This window comes from Streptomyces sp. NBC_00704 (assembly GCF_036226605.1).
Lineage (GTDB): Bacteria > Actinomycetota > Actinomycetes > Streptomycetales > Streptomycetaceae > Streptomyces.
The window spans coordinates 6,693,374-6,708,342 of sequence record NZ_CP109000.1 but is presented as its reverse complement, the minus strand read 5'-3'; the positions used below and the strand labels follow the sequence as shown (position 1 = coordinate 6,708,342).

Genomic DNA, 14,969 nt, shown 5'->3' with positions numbered 1-14,969 from the left:
GCTCTGACCCCGGCTCGGCCGATCCCCCGCCGCGCTGCCGTCCCGCTTCCCCGATCCGGCCCCGGCCGCCTCCGCTCGGCGTCGGCGGACGCGTCCGGGGCCGGGAGGCTCCGGGGCCGCTCAGGCGAGCTTGGCCGAGAGGGTGATCGGGACGGCCTTGAGGGCCTGGCTGACGGGGCAGCCGACCTTGGCCTGCTCGGCGGCGGCGACGAACGCCTCCTCGTCGAGACCGGGGACCGAGCCCTCGACGGTCAGGTGGATGCCCGTGATGCCCTCGCCCGGCTGGAAGGTGACGTCGGCCGAGGTCGTCAGCCTGGCCGGCGGGGTGCCCGCGCCGGCGAGGGCGTGCGAGAACGCCATGGAGAAGCAGCTGGAGTGGGCGGCCGCGATCAGCTCCTCGGGGCTGGTCTTGCCGTTCGCCTCCTGGGTGCGGGCGGCCCACGTCACGGGCTGCTGGTCGATGGCGCCCGAGGAGTCGAAGGTCACGACCCCGTTGCCCTCGATCAGGTTGCCTTCCCAGACGGTGTGTGCGGAGCGCGTGGTGGCCACGGTTGTTCCTTTCGCGTGGGTGTCCCGTCGGGGGACGGGTTTTCCGTACCCCCATCCGATCACACTCTCGCGCACCGCACCCGGAACACGGACCCCCGTGCCGTGAACGGCAGCCGCCGGCCCAGTGCGGCGGGCCGGCTCCGGGCTGACGGACCGTGCGGGCGGGGCGGGCGTACGTCCGCAGCGGCTCGGGGCGGGGCAGGAACTCGCCGAACGGGTGGGCCGGTTGCGCGTCCCAGGGCAGCGGCGGGCGGGTGAGCGCGCGGATCTCCTCCGGCGGCGCGGCCCGATCCAGGGCAATACGCCTAGGCGACGTGCTCCTCCGGCGCCGCCTCGGACGCCGGCTCCGTGTCCGTCGCCGGTTCGCTCGTGGTTCGCGGCAGCGGCTCCGGGCCGCGCTTGTGCCGCGGCTCCAGGGGCACCTCGGGGCCGTCGGACTCGCGCAGCCAGCGCCGCAGGATCCGGTGGACGTCCTCCGCTCCCGCCGGCTGCGCGCCGTCCTCGCCGGGCGCGGACAGGGCCAGCGGGGAGAGCAGGAAGGGCCTGGCCTGCGCGCCGCCGAGGCCGCCGTGGGAGCCGATCTGCTCCTCGAAGGCGAGGACCTCGCCGTCGGCCGGGTCGTGGAAGGAGTTGACCATGATGTCGGCGGTGTGCGGGAAGGAGTGGGTGCGGCGCACGGCGTCGGCCGCGCCCGGCCCGAACACGGCCAGCGGACCGGGGTCCTCGTCGAGCCGGTCCAGGGGGATCTCCGCGCCGTACGCGCCGAGGACGACCCCGCCGTGCCGCTCGCTGCGCACGAGGAGGAAGCCGATGCCGGGATGGTTGGCCAGCGTGGACAGCAGCGCGGGGTGACGGGCGTCGATCTCCTCCTTGCTCATCCGGTGCGGCACGTCGGGGAACGAGACGAGCCCGAGGTTGCCCGAGGCGAGCACGATCGGCTCGGAACCGCGGCCCGCCGGGCTCCGCCGCCCGCCGCCCTCCTCGACCGGCCGGCGCAGCGCCGCGCGGACGGCCGCGCGGGCCTCCGCACCGCTGTGGGTGCGCTGGGCCCGGCGCGGGACGGGCAGCCCGCAGCCCGCCCGGACCAGGTCGCCGAGGGTGAGGCCGTAGCGGGCGTGGAACGTCTCGCCGGGGCTCTGGCCGTGGTCGGACAGGACGACGATCCGGTAGGGGCGGGGGGCGTGTTCGGCGACGCCCTCGACCAGCGCGAGCGCCCGGTCGAGCCGCCCGAGCACCTGCTCGGTGTCCCGGCCGAGCGGGCCGGAGTGGTGCGCGACCTCGTCGTAGGCCACCAGGTCGGCGTAGACGGCGGTGCGTCCGGCGAGCATGTCGCCGGTGACGGCGGCCACCACGACGTCCCGTTCGACGACGGTCGCGAAGGCGCGGACGAGGGGGTAGAGGCCGCCGCGTGCCACCCGCGGGCGCTCCTTGCGCAGCCGGGCCCGGGTGGACTGGGCGATCTCGCGGACCACCTCGGCGACGAACGACAGGGCCGTGCGCACCGCGTTGGCCGGGTCGGAGAAGTAGGCGAAGTAGCCGGCCCGCGACCGGGTCTCCCGGCTGCGCCGGCGCACGGCGATGGACAGCACGAGCGCCTGCTCGTCGGCGCCGCCGCTGAAGAGGTTGCCGCGGCTCGCGCCGTCGGCGGACAGCAGCCCGCCGTCACCGGTGCGTTCGACCGCCCGGCGCTGGAGTTCGGCGGCGCTGGTGGGGCGGTTGCTGACCATCACCTCCCCGCTGTCCTTCTCGTACCAGCGGAAGGCGGGCACGTCGTGGTTGCTGCCGTGCAGGATGCCCAGTTGGCTCGCGCCGGTCTGGCTCGACCAGTCGGTGCGCCAGGGGGTGAGCCGGTGCGTGGCGGCGCCGTCGGCGTCGGGCGTGCGGCCCAGCCACCTGGCCACGGTCGGCATCAGCCCCTTGCGCACGGCCGCTTCGAGGACGTCGTGGCCGACGCCGTCGAGCTGGAGGAAGACGGTGCCGGGCGTGCCGGGACAGGCGGGGCCGCCTCGTCGACGGCGGTCGGCGAGCCGGTACAGGCGGCGGCGGTAGGCGTCGTCGTCGCGTACCGCGAGGGCGCCGCCGGTGGCGGAGGCCACGGCGGACATCACGGCGGCGACGATGACGGCGGTCTCGGGCGCCGCCTCGCTCTGCCCGGACGGGTTCAGCCGCAGGGCGAGCAGCAGCAGCGAGCCGTTGAGGAAGAACACCAGCAGGCCGAGGACCAGGGCCGGCACCAGCAGCAGCAGGCGCACCAGCAGCGGCCACACCAGGGCGGACAGCACGCCGAACACCCCGGCGCCGACGGCCGCGGTCACGGCGATGGTGGTGGAGCTGTCGCCGTCGGCGGACTGCAGCCGGAAGTCCGGCAGGATCCCGGCCAGCACCAGCATCGTCAGCGTGGAGACGCCCCACACCGCGATGCTGCGCCCGGCCTGGCTGACGGCCCGCCGCCATCGCACCCCACGCACGCCCCGTACACCTCGCGTTCCGGCCCCGACGCCCGTGGAGGCCGCCCTCCACCCTGCCATACGGTCGTACCGGTCAGCTCGGGGCGGCGGCTACCGTCCGTCGTAGCCGGCGGTCGGCATGGACAGCCTGCGGTGCACCCGGGCCTTCATCTGCGCGTCGTAGGCCGGCTCGGCGCTGCCGACGGTCTCCACCCGCACCCCGCGGCGCGCGCACTCCGCGGAGAACTCCTCGACGGACGACAGCGCGCTCTCCAGTACCCGGCGGCTCGGCGCGACGAACAGGTCGTAGCCGGGCCGGACGCCGTCCCACAGCACGCAGTGGTCGGCGCGCACCCCGCGCACCAGCAGTTCCCGGCCGACGACGTAACCGCGTTCCGCGGCCCACCGCGCGCACATCGCGTGCTGGCTGCGGGAATCCACCAGGAAGGGATCGGCGTCCAGTTCCTCGAGCGGCGTCAGACTCGCGATCGCCGTGACCCGCATGACCCGCGACGGTCCCATGGCGTCCCCCTCACCTCCGGGTTTCGCCGCCGACCCTACTCCTGCCCGTAGGCTTCGGGGAGTCGCGCGAAGGAGGCAAAGAGGTGCCGGTGGAGATCACGTGGTGGGGTCACGCCACCTGCACGGTCGAGGATTCGAACGTGCGCGTGCTGACCGACCCCCTGTTCGCCCGGCGGCTCGCCCATCTGCGCCGCCGCCGGGGCGCGCTGCCTCCGCCCGAGGCCTGGCAGGCGGACGTGGCGCTCGTCTCCCATCTGCACGCCGACCATCTGCATCCGCCCTCGCTGGCGCGCCTCGCGCCGGGCACGCGCCTGCTGGTGCCCCGGGGTGCTCCGCGCGCCGTGCCCGCGCTGCGCCGGCTGCGTCATCTGCGGTTGAGCGAGGTGGCGCCGGGTGACGAGACGACCGTCGGCGACCTGCGGGTACGGGTCGTGTCCGCGCGGCACGACGGGCGCCGGCTGCCGGTCGGCAGGCACCGCTCCCCCGCGCTCGGCTATGTGATCGAGGGCCGGGCGCGGACGTACTTCGCCGGGGACACCGGCCTGTTCGAGGAGATGGCCGAGGAAGTCGGGCCGGTTGACGCGGCGTTGCTGCCGGTGGGCGGCTGGGGGCCGTATCTCGGCGAGGGGCACCTGGACGCGGGGCGCGCGGCCGAGGCCGTGCGCCGGCTGGCGCCGGACAGCGCCGTGCCGGTCCACTACGGGACGTACTGGCCGATCGGGATGGACGCCGTGCGCCCCCATGAGTTCCATGCGCCGGGCGAGGAGTTCGTGCGCCTGGCGGCGGAGCGTGCGCCGGGGGTCGCGGTGCACCGGCTCGGGCACGGGGAGAGCGTGCGCCTGAAGGCCGACCGGTGACCGTGTCCGCCGTGGCCGCGGCGGTCATACCCACGCAGGCCACTCAGCAGGCGCTCGGCTGTCCGTCGCTGTTCCTGCTGGTGCTGATCGGGGCGCTGGTGCCGGTGGTGCCGACGGGGGCCCTGGTGAGCACGGCGGCCGTGGTCGCGTTCCACCAGAAGGCGCCGTTCGCGCTGGCGTTGGTGTTCGTGACGGCGTCGCTGGCGGCGTTCTGCGGGGACGCGGCGCTGTACTGGCTGGGGCGGCGCGGGATGCGGTCCAGGAACGGCTCGCGCTGGCTGGAGGCGATCCGCTCGCGTGCGCCCGAGGAACGGCTGGCGCAGGCCCAGGAGAAGCTCGCCGACCACAACGTGGCCGTCCTGGTGCTGTCGCGGCTGGTGCCGGCGGGCCGGATACCGGTGATGCTGGCCTGTCTGATGGCGAAGTGGCCGCTGCGCCGCTTCGTACGGGGCAATCTGCCCGCCTGTCTGGCCTGGGCGGTGACCTACCAGCTGATCGGGATCCTGGGCGGCTCGCTGTTCCCCGAGCCCTGGGAGGGCGTCGTCGCCGCCGTCCTGCTGACCGTGGCCGTCAGCACGGCCCCGAGCCTGTGGCGCCGGATCAGACGGCCCCGCACCGCGTGAGCCCGCACCGCGTGAGCCCGCAGGGACGTCTGGCGCCGGATCAGGCGGCCCCGCACCGCGTGAAGCCTCAGGGACGTCCCCGATGCCCCGCCCTCGCGGGCCGCGGGACCCTTCGACGCGACCGTCCCGGCCCAGGTCACTCCAGCACGCGTGAGCCGCCCACGGGCAGGTCCCACAGGTCTTCCCGCTCCAGTCCCGCCTTCTCCCAGGCCGCCCGTACCCGGGTCAGGGGTTCGAGCACCGGTTCCGCGGACAGCACGAACGTGCCCCAGTGCATCGGGGCCATCCGCCGGGCGCCGAGATCGAGGGCGGCGCGGACCGCCTCCTCCGGATCGCAGTGGACGTCGCTGAGCCACCAGCGCGGGTCGTAGGCGCCGATCGGCAGCAGGGCCAGGTCGATGCCCGGGTGGCGCTCCCCGATGCGGGAGAACCAGTGGCCGTACCCGGTGTCCCCGGCGAAGTAGACGCGCCGTCCGTCGGGCGCGGTCAGCACCCAGCCTCCCCACAGGGTGCGGCAGGTGTCGACGAGGCTGCGCTTGGACCAGTGGTGCGCGGGCACGAAGTCGAAGCGCACACCCGACAGTTCGGCGGCCTCCCACCAGTCCAGCTCGGTGACGCGGGTGAACCGGCGGCGCAGGAACCACCGGCCGAGGCCGGCCGGCACGAACACCGGTGTGTCGCGCGGCAGTCGGCGCAGTGTCGGGGCGTCCAGGTGGTCGTAGTGGTTGTGGCTGATGACGACGGCGTCGATCCGCGGCAGCTCCTCCCAGGGCACGCCGACCGGGGTGATGCGGGCCGGGGTGCCGAGGATGCGGCGGGACCACACCGGGTCGGTCAGGACGGTGAGGCCGCCGATGCCCACCACCCAGCTGGCGTGTCCCGCCCAGGCGACGGCGATCGTGCGGGCGTCGACGCGGGGCGCCGGGGCGGGGGCGACGGGCAGCCGGGGGATGTCGGCGAGCCCCTCCTTGCCGGGCCGCACCGCGCCCTCGCGGGCGAACCGGGCGAGCGCCTTGAGACCGGGCAGCGGGGAGGTCAGCCGGTCGTGGAAGCTCCGCGGCCACACCCGCCGCTCCCCCAGCGGCCGCGGCTCGCCGAGCGGCGGAACGGCCGGCGCGAGCGGCGACGACGACGATGGCGACGACTGCGGAGGCGACGACAGCGATGAGGACGGCGGCTGCTGCTCCTGCTGCGACAGCGCCTGTGCGTGTGCCTGTGCCTGTGATGGTGACGGTGACGACGGAGAGCGGGCGGGCACGGGGGTCGGCGGGGGCAGCGTGGACAAGGGCGTCGGGACGTCGTCGCCGCGGGCGGTGACCGGGACGTCGGCGGTGGCGGCCTCCTGGGCGGTGACCGGGCCGGCGGCGGTCTCGGACTGCTGCGTCATCGAGGAGGCTCCCATCGCTGAGCGTCGTCACGGAGATCGTCGAGGACGGACCTCAAGAGCGCCAACGCGCGTTGCACGTGTGGCAGTTCCCACGGCGTGGGCGAGGTGAGGCATTCCGTGCGCTGCGCGTCCGTCCCGTCCAGGAGCATGCCGGTGGACAGCCGGACCCGCAGTGCGCCGAGGTCGTCCCCGAAGCGGTGGCCGCCCGGCGCGGGCATGCCGAGCCGGGCGGAGAGGAAGTCCTCCAGCTCCTGCGCGTCCGTGACCCCGTGGGCCGCGAGCGCCTCGCGCAGCGGGCTCAGGTCGGCGTACAGATGGCGGCCGGCCCTGGGCGGCCGTGCCATCCCGCCCGCGGCGACCACGGCGGAGTGCAGCGCCTCCGCCACGCGCGCGTGCAGGCGCACGGCGGCCGCGACACGCGCGGTCACGGGCTCCGGCTCGGCCAGGGCGTAGGCGGCGGCCGCAGCCACGGGGGCGGCCACGCGCGCGTCGAGGGCGGTGAGCACGTCGAGCACGCGCGCGTGCAGGTCGTCGCCTGCCGCCGACGCGGGGAACCGGACGACCGCCGCGGGCCAGCCCGCGGGGAGCAGCGCGCCGGCGAGGTCGCTGACGACGGTGACCCGCTCGGGCAGCATCTCCGCCGGACCGACCAGCACCGTCTCGTGCGGGCTGTGCACCGTGTCGCGCCAGGTCTCGTCGCTGACCAGGTGCAGGCCCTCGCCCGCGGCGGCCTCCACGACCTCGTGCAGCACCTCGGGGGGCGCGACGGTGGCGGTGGGGTCGTCGGCGACGGACAGCACCAGCAGCCGCGGGTCGCCGCCCTCGTCGCGGACCCGGCGCACGGTCTCCAGCAGCGCGAAGGGGTCCGGGACGCCGCCGCACTCGGCGGGCGTGGCCACATGGAAGACGGGCCGCCCCAGCAGCCGTGCGTACGGCCCCCACCAGGCCGCGCAGGGCCGGGGCACCAGGACGTCGCCGCCGAGGGCGGCGGTCAGCGCGAGCAGCAGGGACGGGGCGCCGGGGCCGGCCGCGACCCGTCCCGGCCCGGCGGGGACGCCGCGCCGGGACCAGTAGCCGCGGGCCGCGTCGAGGAGGGCGGGGCCGCCGCCGACCGGTTCGCCCTCGGCGCGGCCCGCCGCACGGGCGAGCACCGCGGCCAGTTCGGGCAGCACCGGCAGTGCGTCCGTGGGGGGCGGCGGGCCGTAGCGGACGGGTCCGTGTCCCCGCCCGAAGACGAGGTCCGGGGCGGGACCGCCGTCCGGCGGGCGGACCGGGCCGTCGTGCGGGGCGCGTCCCTGGTCCGAGGCCGGACCGCCGCCCGGCGGGCGGACCGGGCCGTCGTCCGGGACGTGTCCCTGGTCCGAAGCCGGACCGCCGTCCGACGGGCGGACCGGGCCGTCGTCCGGGACGCGCCTTTGGCCCGGAGCCGGACCGCCGCCCGGCGGGCGGACCGGGCCGTCGTGCGGGGCGCGTCCCTGGTCCGAGGCCGGACCGCCGCCCGACGGGCGGACCGCGTCGTCGTCCGGGACGCGCCTTTGGCCCGGAGCCGGACCCTCGCCCGACGGGCGGACCGCGTCGTCGTCCGGAGCGCGTCCCTGCTCCGGAGCCGGACCGCCGTCCGGCGGGGGGACCGGATCGTCGTCCGGCGGGGGGACCGGATCGTCGTCCGGCGGGGGGACGTGGTTCCGGGAGGGTTCGCGGTCCCCCGGTTGCGTCCGTCGCATCGCGTCCTCCGCGCAGTCCGTCCCTGCTGTCGTGCCCGGCGACCGGTGCCGTCCCGGCGGCGGGACGGCGCGCGGGGCGCGTGGTGCGTGACGTCCCGTACGGGGCCCCGCGCTCGCAGGGGGCCGGATCCTCGTACGAGGCGGGTCGTGCCTCTGGGAGGCGAGTACCCGGTGGGGCGGCTCTCCATCACCGCCCGCGCGCGTTGCGCCTGTCACACCGGGGGCGGGCCGGGCCGAGGGCCGCGGTCAGGCGTCACCCGCGCGGTCCCGGCGGCGCAGTCGGTGCACGGCCGCTCCGAACGCGCCCGCGATCAGCAGCGCGCCGGCGACCAGCGCGGGCACGGAGTCGGTGAACGCGCCGCCCTCGCCCGCCTGGACGCCGTGGTCGACGGCGGCGGGGGCGCAGGAGGCGTCCGCGGAGGCGGCCCCGCGCTGCTGCGGCTCGGGCCGGGCGCACGGGCGGGCGGTGGCGCAGGAATCGGGGTGCGGCCGCGCGGCGCCCGTAACTTGCTCACACGGCCGGGCGGTGGCGCATGACCCGGTCGGGGCCGGTGTCGCACACGGCTGTGACCAGCCGTTCGCGATCTCCAGAGTGGCGCTCCAGGGCTTGCCCTGGGCGCCGGGCGCGGCCGGGCAGGTGCCGTCGACGGTCCACCCGGCGGCCGCTCCGGCCGCGCCCGCCGCCACGGTCGCGGCGGCCGGGTCCGGGCCCGCCTCCAGCTCGTCGGCGGGGGCGATCCGGGCGGTGCCTCGGTAGGCGGTCCCGGCCTGCGGGTCGTCGCCGGGGACCTTGCTCAGTTTGACGGCGCCCCCGGCGAAGGCCTGCGAGGTGGCGTCGAGGCTCTCGGGCGCGGGGGCGGCGAGGGGGCCGCAGGCGACCGACACGCTGACGCTGTCGCCGGGGGCGGCGCTGCCCGGGCTGACCTCCGCCGACGGGTCCGCGGAGGCGGCCGGGCCGGCGACGGCCAGGACCGCGCCGGCCAGGGCCAGAGCGGAGAGGAAGTGGGCGGTGCGACCCATGGGACGGCTCCTTCGGCCGGTGGCTGCTGCGGGGCGGGGCGTCACCGCCCCACGGCCATCACAGCCCCGGAGGGCCCGGACCGCGCGCGGCCGGACGCCATTGGCGGGACGGACACGCCCGTGCGGGTGACCCCCGCCCCCGCCCCCGGGCTCACGCCTCCCCACACCGCCGAGGTTTTCGGGCGGGCTTCGCGGTCACCCGTGCCGGTGCACGCCCCGCTCCCGAATTTCCGCCTTTTCCCCCGTCAGGGAGGTCCCGTTCATGGCCGCCACGGTCGCCGAACACCTGGTGAGACGCCTGCGCGAGTGGGGTGTCGAGCACGTCTTCGGCTGCCCCGGCGACGGCGTGCACGCGCTGCTCGACGCCTGCGACGGCGCCGACGAAGCGCCCCGTCTCGTGCGCTCGCCGCACGCCCGCTCCTCCGCGTTCCAGGCAGTGGGCGACGCCCGGTTCGGCGGACGTCCGGGAGTGTGCGCGGCGGCGTCGGGACCGGACGCGGTCCATCTCCTCGACGGCCTGTCCGCGGCGAAGCCGGACCGCGTGCCCGTCCTGGCGGTCGTCGGCCACCGTCGGACGGACCGGAACGGCCCGCAGAGGCCGGAAGCGGACCCGCACACGGACCCGTACACGCTGTTCCGGGACGTCGCCCCGGACTTCCTGGAGACCGTGACGGCCCCTCAGGACCTGGCCGACGTCCTGGACCGGGCGCTGCGCACCGCGTACGCCCGCCGCTGTCCGGTCGTGGTCGTGGTCCCCGAGGACGTGATGGAACTCGACTGCCCCGAACCCCCGGAACCCCCGGAGTTCCCGAGGCCGCCGGCCGGGCTCGGTGCGGCGCCGAACGGTCCCGGCCGGGACGGACGGACGGCGTCCCCCTCCGCGGAGGCGCTGGAACGAGCCGCGGAGATCCTCAACTCCGGTGACAAGGTGGCGATCCTCGTCGGACGGGGCGCCGCCGGCGCGGGCGAGGAGGTGCGCCGGATCGCCGGACTGCTCGGCGCCGGTGTGGCCGAGGAACTGCCCGGCAAGGGCGTCGTGAGCGACGAACTCCCTTATGTCACCGGCCCGGTCGGCCCCCTGGGCACCCGTCCGTCCTACGAGCTGATGCGCGACTGCGACACGGTGCTGGCGATCGGCTCCTCGGTCACGCACCCGCGGTTCCTTCCGGACCTGGGCGGCCACGTGCGCAGCATCCGGATCGACGTCGAACCGACTCCGGACGGAACGGCCTGTCCGCCGGACCCTTCCTCACGGCATGTGTCGCAGACGTCGCAGGCGTCGGGCCACGTGTCGAGCGGTTCTCCGGGAACACCCGACTCGCCGGACGAGCCGGACCAGCCCTGCGAGTCCGGCGAGCCCGAGCCCTACGACGTGGAACTCGTCGCGGACGTGCGGGAGACGCTCAACCGGCTGATCCCGGCGATCCGGAGCGGGGAACGCGGCCGCGAGTGGCTCGACACCGTCTGCGACAACGTCCGGCGCTGGGAGGAGGTGCTGGACCGCCGCGCGCGGCTGTCGGCCGACCCGGTCAACCCGGAGCTGGTGGCCCGCCTCCTGGACCCGCTGCTGCCGCCCGACGCGATGCTGACCTGCGAACCGGGCGCCCTGGCGGCCTGGTACGCCCGCCATCTGACGCTGCGGCCCGGCATGCACGGCGCCCTCTCCACGGGCTCCGGGGCGAAGGGCTGCGCCGTGCCGTACGCGATCGGCGCCAAGTTCGCCCGCCCGGACCGGCCAGCGATCGCGCTGGTGGACGACGCGGCGATGCGGCTCGACGGGCTCGAGGAGCTGTCCGCCGTGGCGAGGCACCGGCACCTGTGGCAGGACCCGCGGCTGGTCGTCGCGGTGTGGAACGACCACGGCCCCGACCGGGGAGCAGGGCCCGGGTACGCGGAGTTCGCGCGCTCCCTGGGGCTGACCGGCGTGCGGGTGGAGACGCCGGAGGAGGTGGAGGCGGGCTGGCGCACGGCCCTGGCGGCGGACGGCCCGGCGGTCGTGGAGTTCCTCACCGATCCGTCCGTGCCGCCGGTGCCTGCGCACGCCACCTGGGAGCAGCTGGGGGCCGCGGCCGCGGCGGTCCTGAAGGGCGAGCCCGACGCGGGCTCGGTGGCCCGGCACGCCTTCAAGGCGAAGATGCAGGAGTTCCTGCCGGGCCCGGAAGCGGGATGACGGGAAGCGCGACACGGCACAGGCGCGATGCGGGACAGCGGAACAGCGGGATGCGCAGGTCAGGACGGTTTTCCGAAGTGCCCAGCGGGAATCCCGTGTCGGCCTCTCCTCCTCGGGTACGCGGTGGCCACCCGAAGATCTGGAGGGCGAATCATGCAGCGAGGCAGTGACCGGCTGAGCGTGCACCGGGACGACGAGATGAAGCACGAACTGCAGGGCCTGCTGAGGTCCGGCCACCCCACCCGCACGGAGGAGTGGCACGACCCGGAGCCGTCCGCCGAGGACGACCCCGAGGTGTGGGGCGGCCCGGTGGTGCCGGGAAGCCCCCGGGCATCGCTGGAGGCGGTCCGTCTGGAGCTCGCCCGCTTCCTGGCACGCGGCTCGTTCCCCGCCGGACCGGGCGCGCTGGTGGTCGTGCTGCGCCGCGAACATGCTCCGGACGCGCTCGTGGACGCGGTCCGGGAACTTCCGCACACGCAGCGATACGGCAATGTGCAGCAGCTGGCCGAGGCACTGGTCGGCGCCCGCCGCTGATGCGGCCCGGCACAGGCCACCCGGCCGTCCCCCCACCCCTGACGACACGGACCTGAAGACACGGAAAGGACGTTGAACCCCATGCGCATCGCGTTTCTGACGGCACCGGAAGGCGTGGAACAGGTCGAGCTGACCGAGCCCTGGCAGGCGGCGGTGGACGCGGGTCACGAACCCGTCCTGGTGTCGACCGACTCGGGCAAGGTGCAGGCCTTCAACCACCTCGACAAGGCCGACACCTTCGCCGTGGACGAGGTGGTCGGCGAGGCCTCCGCGGACTCCTTCGGCGGGCTGGTCCTGCCGGGCGGCGTCGCCAACCCCGACTTCCTGCGCACCGACGACAAGGCCGTCGCGTTCGTCAAGGCGTTCTTCGAGCAGGGCCGCCCGGTCGCCGCGATCTGCCACGCCCCGTGGACGCTGATCGAGGCCGACGTCGTCCGGGGCCGTGTGCTGACCTCGTGGCCGAGCCTGCGGACGGACGTCCGCAACGCCGGCGGCGACTGGGTCGACGAGCAGGTGCAGATCTGCGACCACGGCCCGAACAAGCTCGTCACCAGCCGCAAGCCGGACGATCTGCCGGCGTTCTGCGAGGCCTACCTGCGGGTGTTCGCCGCGGAAGGCGACTGACGGACGAGCAGGGCGAGGCGCCGGCGAGGGCACACCCCTCGCCGGCGCCTCCTCGCTCTCGTCGCGCCCACGCTCGCGTGTCTTCCCGCGTCACGGGAAACCACGCGAGCGCGCCTCGCGGCGGGCGTCACGCGCCGCCGGCGCCCGCTGCCGTTCCCGGTCCCCACTTGCCGACGGGGGCGTCGGCCGGGCCGCGCCCGTTCGCCCCGGCTGTCCGCTCCCGGGCGCCCTCGCGGGTACGGCCCGGTGAGACGAACCGGCTCGGATTGCGGCGCAGGTACTCGCCCTCCAGCCGGGCCATGCGGTCGTTGTGGGCGCGCAGCGCGTCGTTCGAGCCGTACAGCAGCGTGTCGTGGCGCGTGCGGTGGATCGTCTCCAGCTCTCTCATGAGCTGCTGGTCGTCCAGCCGGTCCGGGTCGACTCCGGTCATCGTGGTGCCCCGCTCGTCGTGTTCGTCCATACGCTTCGGGTACCCGCCCTCGGGCCGTCCACCGGCACCGCCCGGGCGGGCAGGAGCCGGGAGGGAGCCATGGGTCTCGCCTTCCGGCCTTGGGCCTTCCGGCCTTTTGGCCTTCTCGAATCCACTGTACGAACATTCCGGCTGCCGGGCCTCGCCGAGGAGTCCGCAAGCCCGCGAGGCCTGGGACGGGCCGCCCCTGACCTGAGCGGGTCCGGGCCTGAGCGGGTCCGGGCCTGAGCGGGTCCGGGCCTGAGCGGGTCCGGGCCTGAGCGGGTCCGGGCCTGAGCGGGTCCGGGCCTGAGCGGGTCCGGGCCTGAGCGGGTCCGGGCCTGAGCGGGTCCGGGCCTGAGCGGGTCCGGGCCTGAGCGGGTCCGGGCCTGAGCGGGTCCGGGCCTGAGCGGGTCCGGGTCGGTTCTAGCGGGCCCGCTCCACGCGCCGCTCGTCCCAGACCGGCTCCGGGGTCTCCCGGACCCGGCCGTCGCTGCCGAAGACCAGGTAGCGGTCGAAGGAGCGGGCGAACCAGCGGTCGTGGGTGACGGCCAGCACCGTCCCGTCGAAGGCCTCCAGCCCTTCCTGGAGCGCTTCGGCCGACTCCAGGTCGAGGTTGTCGGTGGGCTCGTCGAGCAGCAGCGCCGTGACGCCCTGGAGTTCGAGCAGCAGGATCTGGAAACGGGCCTGCTGGCCGCCGGACAGCCGGTCGAAGGTCTGTTCCGCCTGCTGCGTCAGCTCGTAGCGGCGCAGCCGGGACATGGCCGCGCCCCGGTCCTGGGAGTGCTCGCTCCACAGGATGTCCAGCAGGGTGCGGCCCTGTAGCTCGGGGTGGGCGTGGGTCTGGGCGAAGTGGCCGGGCACCACGCGCGCGCCGAGCTTCCACATACCGGTGTGCGCCACGCTCTCGCCGGCCAGCAGCCGCAGGAAGTGGGACTTGCCCGAGCCGTTGGAGCCGAGGACGGCGACCCGCTCGCCGTAGAAGACCTCCAGGTCGAAGGGCTTCATCAGGCCGGTGAGTTCGAGCCCCTCGCAGGTGACGGCGCGCACGCCGGTGCGGCCGCCCTTGAGGCGCATCGTGATGTCCTGCTCGCGCGGCGGCTCCGGCGGCGGACCGGCCTCCTCGAACTTGCGCAGCCTGGTCTGGGCGGCCTGGTAGCGCGAGGCCAGCTCGTGGCTGATGGAGGCCGCCTGGCGCAGGCTCAGCACGAGTTTCTTCAACTGGGCGTGCTTCTCGTCCCAGCGGCGGCGCAGTTCCTCGAAGCGGGCGAAGCGTTCGCGGCGCGCCTCGTGGTAGGTGGCGAAGCCTCCGCCGTGCACCCAGGCGTCGGCGCCGGCCGGGCCGGGCTCGACGGAGACGATCTTCTCGGCGGCGCGGGAGAGGAGTTCGCGGTCGTGGGAGACGAACAGGACCGTCTTGCGGGTCTCCTTCAGCCTCTCCTCCAGCCACCGCTTGCCGGGCACGTCGAGGTAGTTGTCGGGCTCGTCGAGGAGGAGCACCTCGTCGTGGCCGCGCAGCAGCGCCTCCAGCACGAGCCGCTTCTGCTCGCCGCCGGACAGGGTGCGCACGAGGCGGAACTGGGCCTTGTCGTAGGGGACGCCCAGGGCGGCCGTGGTGCACATGTCCCACAGCGTCTCGGCCTCGTAGCCGCGTACCTCGGCCCAGTCGGAAAGGGCCTGCGCGTACTGGAGCTGCGCGGCCTCGTCGTCGACGGTCATGATCGCGTGCTCGGCCTCGTCGACGGCCCGCGCGACCTCGCGGATGCGGGGCTGGGCGACGGACACCAGCAGGTCGCGGACGGTCGTCTCGTCCCGTACCGAGCCCACGAACTGGCGCATCACGCCCAGCCCGCCGCTGACCGTGACGGTCCCGCCGTGCGGTTTCAGCTCACCCGAGATCAGCCGCAGCAGGGTGGTCTTGCCGGCGCCGTTGGGGCCGACCAGGGCCACGACGGCCCCTTCTCCCACCCGGAAGGAGACGTCGCCGAGCAGCGCCCTCCCGTCGGGGAGGTAGTACTCGAGGTGCGCGGCTTCCAGATGTCCCATGAGGAGGCATTCTGCGGG

The 14,969-nt window shown here is 75.5% G+C and carries 13 protein-coding genes; 5 read left to right on the top strand and 8 right to left on the bottom strand.

All coding sequences use genetic code 11. The features are described 5' to 3' along the window. Positions 1-120: 120 nt before the first annotated feature. The 3 genes from OG802_RS29105 to OG802_RS29095 all read right to left on the bottom strand — a co-directional run bounded on the left by OG802_RS29105 (position 121) and on the right by OG802_RS29095 (position 3,518). Positions 121-549, bottom strand: a complete 429-nt coding sequence (locus OG802_RS29105) for an OsmC family protein (RefSeq protein WP_329415193.1) — start codon at positions 547-549, stop codon at positions 121-123. Between the two features lie 305 nt (positions 550-854). Beyond that, positions 855-3,077, bottom strand: a complete 2,223-nt coding sequence (locus OG802_RS29100; protein ID WP_443055395.1) for a phage holin family protein — start codon at positions 3,075-3,077, stop codon at positions 855-857. 30 nt (positions 3,078-3,107) lie between these two features. After that, entirely contained in the window at positions 3,108-3,518 is a 411-nt protein-coding gene (locus OG802_RS29095; protein ID WP_329415190.1) for a hypothetical protein, read from the bottom strand. Between the two features lie 83 nt (positions 3,519-3,601). On the opposite strand from OG802_RS29095, the gene OG802_RS29090 reads away from it, so the two are divergent. Together OG802_RS29090 and OG802_RS29085 are read left to right on the top strand one after the other, a co-directional pair. Further along, positions 3,602-4,375 carry an MBL fold metallo-hydrolase gene (locus tag OG802_RS29090; RefSeq protein ID WP_329415188.1) on the top strand — a complete coding sequence of 258 codons (774 nt, stop codon included), beginning with the start codon at positions 3,602-3,604 and terminating at the stop codon, positions 4,373-4,375. Between the two features lie 2 nt (positions 4,376-4,377). After that, entirely contained in the window at positions 4,378-4,998 is a 621-nt protein-coding gene (locus OG802_RS29085) for a DedA family protein (RefSeq protein WP_329417497.1), read from the top strand. 136 nt (positions 4,999-5,134) lie between these two features. On the opposite strand, the gene OG802_RS29080 is transcribed toward OG802_RS29085, so the two are convergent. The 3 genes from OG802_RS29080 to OG802_RS29070 all read right to left on the bottom strand — a co-directional run bounded on the left by OG802_RS29080 (position 5,135) and on the right by OG802_RS29070 (position 9,129). After that, positions 5,135-6,196 (bottom strand): MBL fold metallo-hydrolase, encoded by a 1,062-nt coding sequence (locus OG802_RS29080; RefSeq protein ID WP_329417495.1) that lies wholly within the window; start codon positions 6,194-6,196, stop codon positions 5,135-5,137. Positions 6,197-6,381: 185 nt separating this feature from the next. Then, complete coding sequence (locus tag OG802_RS29075; protein ID WP_329415187.1) at positions 6,382-7,557, bottom strand: aminotransferase class I/II-fold pyridoxal phosphate-dependent enzyme; 1,176 nt, start codon at positions 7,555-7,557, stop codon at positions 6,382-6,384. 798 nt (positions 7,558-8,355) lie between these two features. Then, on the bottom strand, positions 8,356-9,129 hold the full coding sequence (locus tag OG802_RS29070) for a hypothetical protein (protein ID WP_329415185.1): 774 nt from the start codon (positions 9,127-9,129) through the stop codon (positions 8,356-8,358). 262 nt (positions 9,130-9,391) lie between these two features. On the opposite strand from OG802_RS29070, the gene OG802_RS29065 reads away from it, so the two are divergent. From OG802_RS29065 to OG802_RS29055, 3 genes are all read left to right on the top strand, one after another. Continuing rightward, entirely contained in the window at positions 9,392-11,299 is a 1,908-nt protein-coding gene (locus tag OG802_RS29065; RefSeq protein WP_329415183.1) for a thiamine pyrophosphate-binding protein, read from the top strand. A gap of 153 nt (positions 11,300-11,452) precedes the next feature. Beyond that, positions 11,453-11,833: a DUF2795 domain-containing protein gene (locus OG802_RS29060; RefSeq protein WP_329415182.1), complete on the top strand. Its 381-nt coding sequence runs from the start codon at positions 11,453-11,455 to the stop codon at positions 11,831-11,833. A gap of 81 nt (positions 11,834-11,914) precedes the next feature. Next, positions 11,915-12,457 carry a type 1 glutamine amidotransferase domain-containing protein gene (locus OG802_RS29055; RefSeq protein WP_329415179.1) on the top strand — a complete coding sequence of 181 codons (543 nt, stop codon included), beginning with the start codon at positions 11,915-11,917 and terminating at the stop codon, positions 12,455-12,457. Between the two features lie 127 nt (positions 12,458-12,584). Here OG802_RS29055 and OG802_RS29050 read toward each other — a convergent pair whose 3' ends face one another. Together OG802_RS29050 and OG802_RS29045 are read right to left on the bottom strand one after the other, a co-directional pair. After that, the gene (locus OG802_RS29050) at positions 12,585-12,917 is read right to left on the bottom strand and encodes a DUF6158 family protein (RefSeq protein ID WP_329415177.1); all 333 of its coding nucleotides are present in this window, start codon (positions 12,915-12,917) and stop codon (positions 12,585-12,587) included. 414 nt (positions 12,918-13,331) lie between these two features. After that, on the bottom strand, positions 13,332-14,951 hold the full coding sequence (locus OG802_RS29045) for an ABC-F family ATP-binding cassette domain-containing protein (protein WP_329415174.1): 1,620 nt from the start codon (positions 14,949-14,951) through the stop codon (positions 13,332-13,334). Between the last annotated feature and the right edge of the window lie 18 nt (positions 14,952-14,969).